Below are 8,528 nucleotides of genomic sequence, written 5' to 3'. Positions count from 1 at the left end.
GAGGTTTTCGGTGGAAGGCGGGCGCACACCCTCAAAACTCTTTCCAAACAGCGCCGAAAGCCCAAGGCCAAACAGCGTCAGCGCAAGGCCCGTTGCAACCTGATTGGACAAAAGCACCTGCGTGAGAAAGCCGAATATCAGCGCCATTCCGGCCCCGGCCAATGCGCCCAGTGCAAACCCCGCCGCCGGGCTGCCAGTAGTGACCGCCCCGGCAAAGCCGCCGATCGCGCCCATGATCATCATGCCTTCGACCCCGAGGTTTAGCACACCCGCCTTTTCGGCGATAAGCTCGCCCGTCGCGGCCAGCAGGATCGGGGTTGAGGCGGCCATCAGCATCGCCGCCAGTGCTACAAGGTCTATGCCGCCAAGGGTCATGCCCCAACCCCTCTGCCAAGACGCACCCGGTAGTTCGTCAAAAGATCGAACCCGAGCAGGAAGAACAGCAGCATCCCCTGAAACACCTGAATCGCCGCAGCCGGCAGGCGCAGCATCAGTTGCGCCATGTCGCCGCCGATATAGGTCAACGCCATCAAAAGCCCGGCAAGCAAAATGCCGATCGGGTTGAGGCGGCCCAGAAATGCTACGATGATAGCCGTAAATCCGTAGCCCGCGCCAAAGGCGTCGGTGATCTGCCCGGAAGGGCCTGCCACCTCGAACATCCCCGCAAGCCCCGCCAGCGCGCCCGAAAGCCCAAGGCAAAACGCCACAAGCCGTGCGGGTGCCACACCGGCAAACCGCGCCGCCTTGGGCGCATCGCCCGCCACCTGAATGCGAAACCCGGCAATATGGCGGCTCATCAGCACATAGGTGCCCACCAAGGCGGCCAGCGCCGCCACCCCGCCCCAGTGCAGCCCGCTGCCCGCGATCAATTCGGCATTATGCGCCGAGGGGTACTGCTGCAAATTGCGGCTGCCCGGAAAGCCAAAGCCCGACGGGTTTTTCAGCGGCCCGAACGCCGCCCATGCCAGCAGGTTCTGCGCAACATAGACAAGCATCAACGAGACGAGAATCTCCGAGGCGCCGAAGCGGTTTTTCAACAGCGCCGGAATCATCCCCCACGCCCAGCCGCCAAGCGCCCCCGCAATCACCATCGCCGGAAAGATCAGAACATTCTCGGCCGGATAGGCTGCAAGCCCAACCGCAGCGCCGCATATCGCGCCAACGATGTATTGCCCTTCGGCACCGATATTCCAGATGCCCGCGCGAAAGCCCACCGCAAGCCCTGCGGCAATCAGCATCAGCGGCCCCGCCTTGATCAGCAACTGGCCGCGAAAATAGCTTGCATTAGCACCCAGCAGCGGGTCCCAGAAGATGACCTTGAGCGCCTCAAGCGGGTCGGTGCCAAGTGCTGCAAACAGAACCGCACCCGCAACCATCGTCGAAAAAACCGCAAGCAAAGGCGTGGCCCATAGCCAGAACCGCGACGGGGCAGGGCGCGCGATCAGCTGGATCATGTCGCAGCCTCTGCCACTTTCATGCCATGCGCGCCACCAAGGCTCAGTCCGATTTCTTGCAAGGTAAGGCCACTTGTCGAGCGTGGGGGGCTGAGCCGCCCTTCGTTAAGCGCCGCGAACTGGTCGGAGATTTCCATCAACTCATCAAGATCCTGGCTAATCACGATCACCCCCGCCCCCCCCGCCGCCAGATCAAGCAAGGCTTGGCGGATGGCAGCTGCGGCCGCGGCATCGACACCCCAGGTCGGCTGGTTGACCACCAGCACCTCTGGTGCCTGCAACACCTCGCGCCCGATCACGAATTTCTGCAGATTGCCGCCCGAAAGCGCACGTGCGGCCACATGCGGCCCCGGCGTGCGCACATCAAAGGCGGCGATGATTTCGCGGGCGAATGCCCGCGCAGCACGATGGTCAATAAAGCCGCGCCGCGTCAGCGGGCGGCGCATGGTGCCAGTCAGAATCGCGTTTTCGGTCAAGCTCATATCGGGTGCCGCGGCATGCCCCAGGCGCTCTTCCGGCGCAGCAAGCAGCCCGAGCGCCCGGCGCGGGTTGGGCCCGAGTTCCGAGATGTCTTTGCCCTTGAGCGTGACAGTGCCGTGGCTTGTTGGACGCTCGCCCGAAAGCGCCGAAAGCAGTTCTTCCTGCCCGTTGCCCGCTACACCACCGATGCCGAGCACCTCGCCGCGCCGAAGCGTGAAGCCCAGATCCTTCAGCGAAGGCCCAAAGGGGGAGGCCGGTTCAAGGTTCAGCCCGCTCACCGTCAGCACAACCTCACCCGGATGCCGCCCGGCGCGGTCGGTGAGCTTCAGTTCCGCCCCCACCATCAACTCGGCCAATTCATGCGCCGATCGCTTGCGCGGGTCGCACTCGCCCACCACCCGCCCACCGCGCAAGATCGTGGCGCGGTCGCAAAGCGAGCGGATTTCCTCAAGCTTGTGGCTGATATAGAGTATTGCGGTCCCCTCGGCGGCCAGTTGCCGCAACGTGGCGAACAGGATTTCCACCTCTTGCGGCGTCAGCACCGAGGTTGGCTCGTCCATGATCAACAACTTCGGGTCTTGCAGCAGGCAGCGGATGATTTCGACCCTTTGCCGCTCACCTGCCGACAAATCGCCAACGATCCGGCCGGGGTCGAGCGGCAGCCCGTAAGCATCGCTGACCGCACGTATACGCGCGGCAAGCTGGCGCAGGGGCGGAGGGTCTTCCATACCAAGCGCGACGTTTTCCGCCACGTTCAGCGCCTCGAACAGTGAGAAATGCTGAAAAACCATCGCCACACCGGCGGCGCGCGCGGCATGCGGATCGGCCGGCGCATAACTGGCACCGTGCAGCGCCATCTGCCCCGCGTCGGGCCGCACCAGCCCATAGATCATCTTGACCAGTGTCGATTTACCCGCGCCGTTCTCGCCCAGAAGCGCATGAACCTGGCCCGGCGCGATGGAAAGACTGACCGCATCATTGGCCAGTACACCGGGGTAGGCCTTGCTCAGGCCCTCCACCTGCAGCAAGTGCGGCGGCTCGTTCGCGCTCATCCCATCCCCTTCGGTGTCTCGCTCGTGTCTCTGAGTAACGCGGCCGCAACCCCTACCGCAATGGCCTGCGGGTGCTTTCCCAACCCCGGTTCACCGATCGGGCAACGCAAGCGCGATATTTCGGCACCGCTGTGGCCAAGTGCCCCCAAACGGGTCGCAAATCGTGCGGCCTTGCTGGCCGATCCGATCAGGCCAAGGCTTGCAAATCCATGCCCGAGAATCGCGTGAACCAAAGCAAAGTCAAGATCGTGCGCATGAGTCGCCACAATATGGTGGGCCTCGAATGGCGCGAACCGCACCAGATCGACAGGGTCTGCCGCGATGCTCTGGCGCACCTGCGGTGGAATCGGGCCGAAACGCTCTGGCGCGAAATCGACCCAGTCGATCGCAAACCGATCAAACGGTGCCAACACCCCGACCAGCGCGCGCCCCACATGCCCCGCGCCCCAAATCCAGACTGGCACCGGCGCGGGTGCCACCGGCTCGATGACCCAACCCTCAACCATCTTTGGCAAGTTGCCCGGCCCCGCCATCGCGCGCAGCACCGCGGGCGGCGTCGGCCCGCCGCCGCCACTTATCGGGCGCGCCCAAACCGGGCCCGTGATCGCCGCAACCCGCGCAGGGCCGAGCGCTTCGTAAAAGAGAGTCACGGCACCGCCGCAGCACTGGCCAAGTGCGGGGCCAAGCGCCACCCGCTCGATACCGACAAGCCCCTCGCGTGCGCGCGCCATCGCCTGCCATTCAAGCGCGCCACCGCCGATCGTGCCCTCGATATCGTCGGGCCAGACATACATCTCGGCCCCCGCCTCGCGCGGAGCCGAACCTTTTACGTCCAACACCAGCACTCGGGTGAACGGCCCCCGTGCGGCGGCGCGGGTCAGGGCCGCCAGCTTCAAGCTCATGCGCCCCTCGCGCGCATCACCGCCGCGAGCACCGCCTCGGGCGTTGCGGGCGCTGCCAGCCCTGGCCAATTCGGCCCACAGGCAGCACAGGCCGCCCCCAATGCCTGATGCACCGAAAGCGCCAGCATCAGCGGCGGCTCGCCCACGGCCTTCGAGCGGTGAATGGTCGCCTCGCGGTTTCGCCCCGGCCAAAGCGCCACGTTGAATAGCCGCGGGCGGTCCGAAGCGGCGGGGATCTTGTAGGTCGAGGGCGCGTGCGTCAAAAGTCGCCCCGCATCATTCCAAACCAATTCTTCGGTGGTCAGCCACCCCGCGCCCTGCACATAGCCCCCTTCGATCTGGCCGATGTCGATCGCCGGATTCAGGCTAGCGCCTACGTCATGCAGAATGTCGGTGCGCAGAATCCGGTTTTCGCCGCTCAATGTGTCGATCACCACCTCGCTGACGGCAGCACCATAGGCAAAGTAATAAAACGGCCGCCCGCGCCCCGCCTTGCGGTCCCATGCGAGGTCTGGCGTGGCATAGAACCCGGTCGCCGAAAGGCTGATCCGCGCCTGATAGGCGGATGCAACGGCCTCGGCAAAGCTGAACGCGCGCTCGCCCGTAAAAACCTGCCCGCCTTCGAAATGCACCTCTTGCAGGTCTACATCGGCAACGCCTGCAATATGCGCCGCGATCCGTCCACGGATCGTATCGCAGGCCAGCTTCACCGCCATGCCATTCATATCAGCACCCGATGAGGCTGCGGTGGCCGAAGTATTGGGCACCTTGCCGGTATCGGTCGCCTCAACCCGCACGGCATCGATGCCAATCCCGAAGGCGGCTGCGGCGACCTGCCCGATCTTGCGGTGCAACCCTTGCCCCATCTCGGTGCCGCCGTGGCTCAATCCCACCGAGCCGTCGGAATAGACCTGCACCAAAGCCCCCGCCTGATTGAGATGCGTGAGCGTGAACGAGATTCCGAACTTCACAGGGGTCAAGGCGATTCCCCGCTTCAATGTTCGATTGGTGCTATTCCAAGACGCGATCTCCTGCTTTCGCGCTGCATAATCCGCTGATTTCTCCAACTCGCCCACCAGCGCGCCAAGCTCGAAATCCACCACGGGCTGGCCGTAATGCGTGCATTGCTTCAGCGAAATATCCTCGGGGGGGCGCGGGGGGGCAGACGGCCCCCCCGCATCTGTATAAAAATTGCGCCGCCGCAATTCCAACGCGTCGATCCCCAAATGATGCGCCGCATGTTCCATCACGCGCTCGATACCCGCCATTCCTTGCGGGCCGCCAAAGCCGCGAAACGCGGTGGCGCTTTGCGTGTGCGTGCGCAACCGATGGCTTTCAATCCGCATCGCGGGAATGAAATAGGCGTTGTCTGCGTGCAGCATCGCACGGTCTGCGACCGGCAAGCTCAGATCTTGGCTCCAGCCGCAGCGCACATGATGCACAAACTCCACGCCCAGAATCCGGCCCTCCGCATCAAAGCCCGCGCGGTAATGGATGCGGAAATCGTGCCGTTTGCCGGTAATCGTCATGTCGTCGTCGCGGTCGTAGCGCATCTTGCAGGCGCGTCCGCTGACCTTCGCGGCGACAGCGCAAGCAACGGCCAAGGCGTTGCCCTGGCTTTCCTTGCCACCAAAGCCACCGCCCATCCGCCGCACCTCAACGCGTACCGCATGAAACGGATAGCCAAGTGCTGCCGCGACCTTGTGCTGAATCTCGGTCGGGTGTTGCGACGAGCTGTGCACCACCATGCCCGCCTCGGCGGGTAGCGCCAATGCGACCTGACCTTCGAGATAAAAGTGCTCTTGCGCACCTGTCTCGAATTGGCCCTCGATCAGATGCGCCGCCCCCGCAATCGCGGTGTCCGCATCGCCATTGGACCAGACAACAGGCCCGCCCTCGTAGCGCGAACCTGCCGCAAGCGCCTGATCTATCGTCAAAATAGCGGGAAGTTCGGCATAGTCGATCTGCCCCAGCCGGGCTGCGCGCCGCGCGGCAAGATGGCTTTCGGCGATCACCAGAAACACCGGCTGGCCGAGGTAATGCACCACGCCGGTTGCCAAAAGCGGCTCATCTGCTGCGGCCGCGGCGACATCATTGGCATAGGGCAGATCGGCCGCGACAAGCACGGCAACTACCCCCGGTGCCGCGCGTACTGCAGAAAGGTCCATGCGCGTGATCGTTCCATGCGCAATCGTCGATAGTCCGAAGGCAAGGTGCAGCGTGCCTGCGGGCACTGGCAGATCGTCGATATATCGCGCGCTCCCAAGCACATGGCCTGCTGCGGAATCATGCGCAAGCGGTGCCCCCACGCTCATGACGCCACCTCCAGCACCGAAACCGCTTCGCCCGCCAGATCACGCGCATAGCGGATGACCAGATTCTCGGCCGCTTGTATCCGGTAGGTCGCAGAGCCGCGCAAGTCGCTGATCGGAGAGAAATCCTCGGCCAGAGATGGGGCCAGCGCAGCTTCGGCAATGTCATCAAGCCTTTGCCCGATCAGTGCGGTTTCCAGCTTGCGCGCGCGCGCAGGCACCGCGGCCATTCCGCCAAAAGCCACCCGTGCCGAGGTCACGCGCCCTGCCTTAAGGGATAGGTTGAAGGCCGCGCAGAGCGTCGAAATATCTTGGTCGAACCGCTTGGAAAGCTTGTAGGCGCGCAGATTTGGTGCATGTGCGGCAATTGTGATCGCCTCGATGAACTCGTCCGGCGCGCGGTCCTGTTTGCGATAGCCGAGGTAGAAATCTTCGAGCGCAACCTCACGCCGGGCGTCGCCGCGGCGCAGATGTACTCTGGCACCCAGCGCGATCAGCACGGGCGGTGCGTCGGCGATGGGTGAGCCGTTGGCGATATTACCGCCGAGCGTTGCCATGGCGCGGATTTGCGGGCTGGCGAAGCGTTTGAGCAGCGCGGCAAAGGCGGGGTGCGGCTTGGCCATGGCGCGCAGCAGTTGCGCGATGCTGGCACCCGCGCCGATGCGGATTTCGTCGGCATTGGTGGTGATGTGTTGCAGATCAGCGCAGCGGTGCAGAAAGACAGCCTTATCCAAGGGCTTGAGCGCCTTGGTGACGGCCAGCCCAAGGTCGGTGCCACCCGCGACCAGCGTCGATGATGGGTGCGCAAGCAGCCACGCGGCAAGCTCGTCGGCGTTTGCGGGCAGATAGGCGGGGGGGCTCTCTGCCCCCCCGCGCCCCCCCGAGGATATTTGTGCTGAAGCAGTTTCAGCAAGCTTTGCCGCATCTTCGTGCATGTAGTCTGGGACCGGTTGCCCGGCGGCGGCGTCGGCGGCGCGGATGATTGGGGCGTAGCCGGTGCAGCGGCACAGATTGCCGGCAAGTGCTGCGTCGTGGTCGTGTTCGCCATTCAGATGCGCGGTGGCAAGCGCCACGGCGATGCCGGGCGTGCAGAAACCGCATTGCGATCCGTGGGTTTCGATCAGCGCTTGCTGCACCGGGTGCGGTGCTGCGCTGCTGCCAATGCCCTCGACCGTGCGCAGCGCCTTGCCGTGCATTTGCGCCATGAGCGTGATGCAGGCGTTGATTGCGCGACTTCCCGTAGCATCGGAAAGCATGACCGTGCAGGCGCCGCAGTCACCTTCGCGGCAAGCCTCTTTGCTGCCGGTCAGGCCGCGGTCTTCGCGTAGCCAGTCGAGTAGTGTCACGCTGGCGTCGGTCAGCGTGTACTGGGTGGTTTCTCCGTTGAGAAGAAACGTGATCTGCATGGGTTCGCCCGCCGCGGTCTCTGCGTTCCGGCATGTGCGGCCCCGCCCGATGCGGCGTAAAGCGGGGGTCGCGCCGGTTTGGCCATGAAAGCCCGCGCGAGGCCCGCTTGGCAAGAGCCTTGAGGCTAGAGTTTTGCCGCCAGCGCCGCCAGTTGATCGGTCGCGGCGCCCCAGCCCTGTTCAAACCCCATTTCCGCATGGCGTTTGGCACCCGCCTCGTTGGCGTGCAGCGCGCGGACATGATAATCCGTGCCGCCCGAAGTGGGGGTGAAGGTGAGATCGGCGGTGAAGAAGGGCTTGGCGGCCGGGCGGAAGCCAGCAAGCAGGCAATCGGTAAAGACCAGCCGCGCCCCGGGTTCGACGATCAGAAAACAGCCCTCGCTCGCATGTTCGCTGCCATCGGGCAAAAGCATGGCCGTATAGAAACGCCCTCCGGGGTGCAGATCCAGCACCGCCTCCACGGTTTTTACCGGACGCGGTGCAAACCACTGCATCAGAAGATGCGGCTCTGTCCAGCACCGCCAGACGGCGGCGGGTGGGGCGGCGATGTGGCGGCGCAGGGTCAGGGTCGAGTTGGGCATGGCGTCCTCCTACAGCCGCAGGCTATCGGGGGGGGGACGCTTCGCGCAAGGGGGATGCGATTTGGGGGGTGAAATATGACCGCCGCTGGCCTAAGCCTTGGGGCATGACCCAGCCCCGATTCATCCATCTGCGTGTGCACTCCGAATATTCGCTGCTGGAAGGCGCGGTGCCGGTGAAGACGCTTGTCAAGCTGGCCAGTGCCGCGGCGATGCCCGCAGTGGCGCTGACCGATACCAATGCGATGTTTGCCGCCCTCGAGTTCGCGGTTACGGCGCGGGCGGCGGGGGTGCAGCCGATAATCGGCTGCCAGATCGCGCTGAGCTATGATGAGGCCGCACCG

Annotated in this window: 7 protein-coding genes and 1 pseudogene; 1 reads left to right on the top strand and 7 read right to left on the bottom strand. The window is 64.5% G+C overall.

Translation table 11 applies throughout. The features are described 5' to 3' along the window. The 7 genes and pseudogenes from ABY403_RS10260 to ABY403_RS10230 all read right to left on the bottom strand — a co-directional run. Nucleotides 1–375 (bottom strand): annotated as a pseudogene (locus tag ABY403_RS10260) (ABC transporter permease); the annotation flags it as partial. Continuing rightward, the gene (locus tag ABY403_RS10255) at nucleotides 372–1,454 is read right to left on the bottom strand and encodes an ABC transporter permease (protein WP_372840705.1); all 1,083 of its coding nucleotides are present in this window, start codon (nucleotides 1,452–1,454) and stop codon (nucleotides 372–374) included. The gene ABY403_RS10255 and the pseudogene ABY403_RS10260, both read right to left, overlap by 4 nt. Continuing rightward, nucleotides 1,451–2,986: an ABC transporter ATP-binding protein gene (locus tag ABY403_RS10250; protein ID WP_372840704.1), complete on the bottom strand. Its 1,536-nt coding sequence runs from the start codon at nucleotides 2,984–2,986 to the stop codon at nucleotides 1,451–1,453. Before ABY403_RS10250 ends, ABY403_RS10255 begins: the two co-directional genes overlap by 4 nt. Next, nucleotides 2,983–3,888, bottom strand: coding sequence for a xanthine dehydrogenase accessory protein XdhC (gene xdhC, locus ABY403_RS10245; RefSeq protein WP_372840703.1), 906 nt, complete (start codon nucleotides 3,886–3,888; stop codon nucleotides 2,983–2,985). The genes ABY403_RS10250 and xdhC overlap by 4 nt, the downstream gene beginning before the upstream one ends. Continuing rightward, nucleotides 3,885–6,203, bottom strand: a complete 2,319-nt coding sequence (gene xdhB / locus ABY403_RS10240; RefSeq protein WP_372840702.1) for a xanthine dehydrogenase molybdopterin binding subunit — start codon at nucleotides 6,201–6,203, stop codon at nucleotides 3,885–3,887. Before xdhB ends, xdhC begins: the two co-directional genes overlap by 4 nt. Beyond that, the gene (xdhA, locus tag ABY403_RS10235; RefSeq protein ID WP_372840701.1) at nucleotides 6,200–7,606 is read right to left on the bottom strand and encodes a xanthine dehydrogenase small subunit; all 1,407 of its coding nucleotides are present in this window, start codon (nucleotides 7,604–7,606) and stop codon (nucleotides 6,200–6,202) included. The genes xdhB and xdhA overlap by 4 nt, the downstream gene beginning before the upstream one ends. A 125-nt stretch (nucleotides 7,607–7,731) precedes the next feature. Then, nucleotides 7,732–8,187, bottom strand: a complete 456-nt coding sequence (locus ABY403_RS10230) for an SRPBCC family protein (RefSeq protein WP_372840699.1) — start codon at nucleotides 8,185–8,187, stop codon at nucleotides 7,732–7,734. Nucleotides 8,188–8,291: 104 nt separating this feature from the next. Here ABY403_RS10230 and ABY403_RS10225 point away from each other — a divergent pair. Then, nucleotides 8,292–8,528, top strand: a 237-nt coding sequence (locus ABY403_RS10225) for a PHP domain-containing protein (RefSeq protein WP_372840698.1), incomplete at its 3' end; no start/stop codon positions are given.

Source organism: Phaeovulum sp. (genome assembly GCF_041596715.1).
Classification (GTDB): domain Bacteria; phylum Pseudomonadota; class Alphaproteobacteria; order Rhodobacterales; family Rhodobacteraceae; genus UBA6213.
The sequence above is the reverse complement of the archived record's forward strand: the minus strand, read 5'-3'. Positions and strand labels throughout refer to the sequence as shown.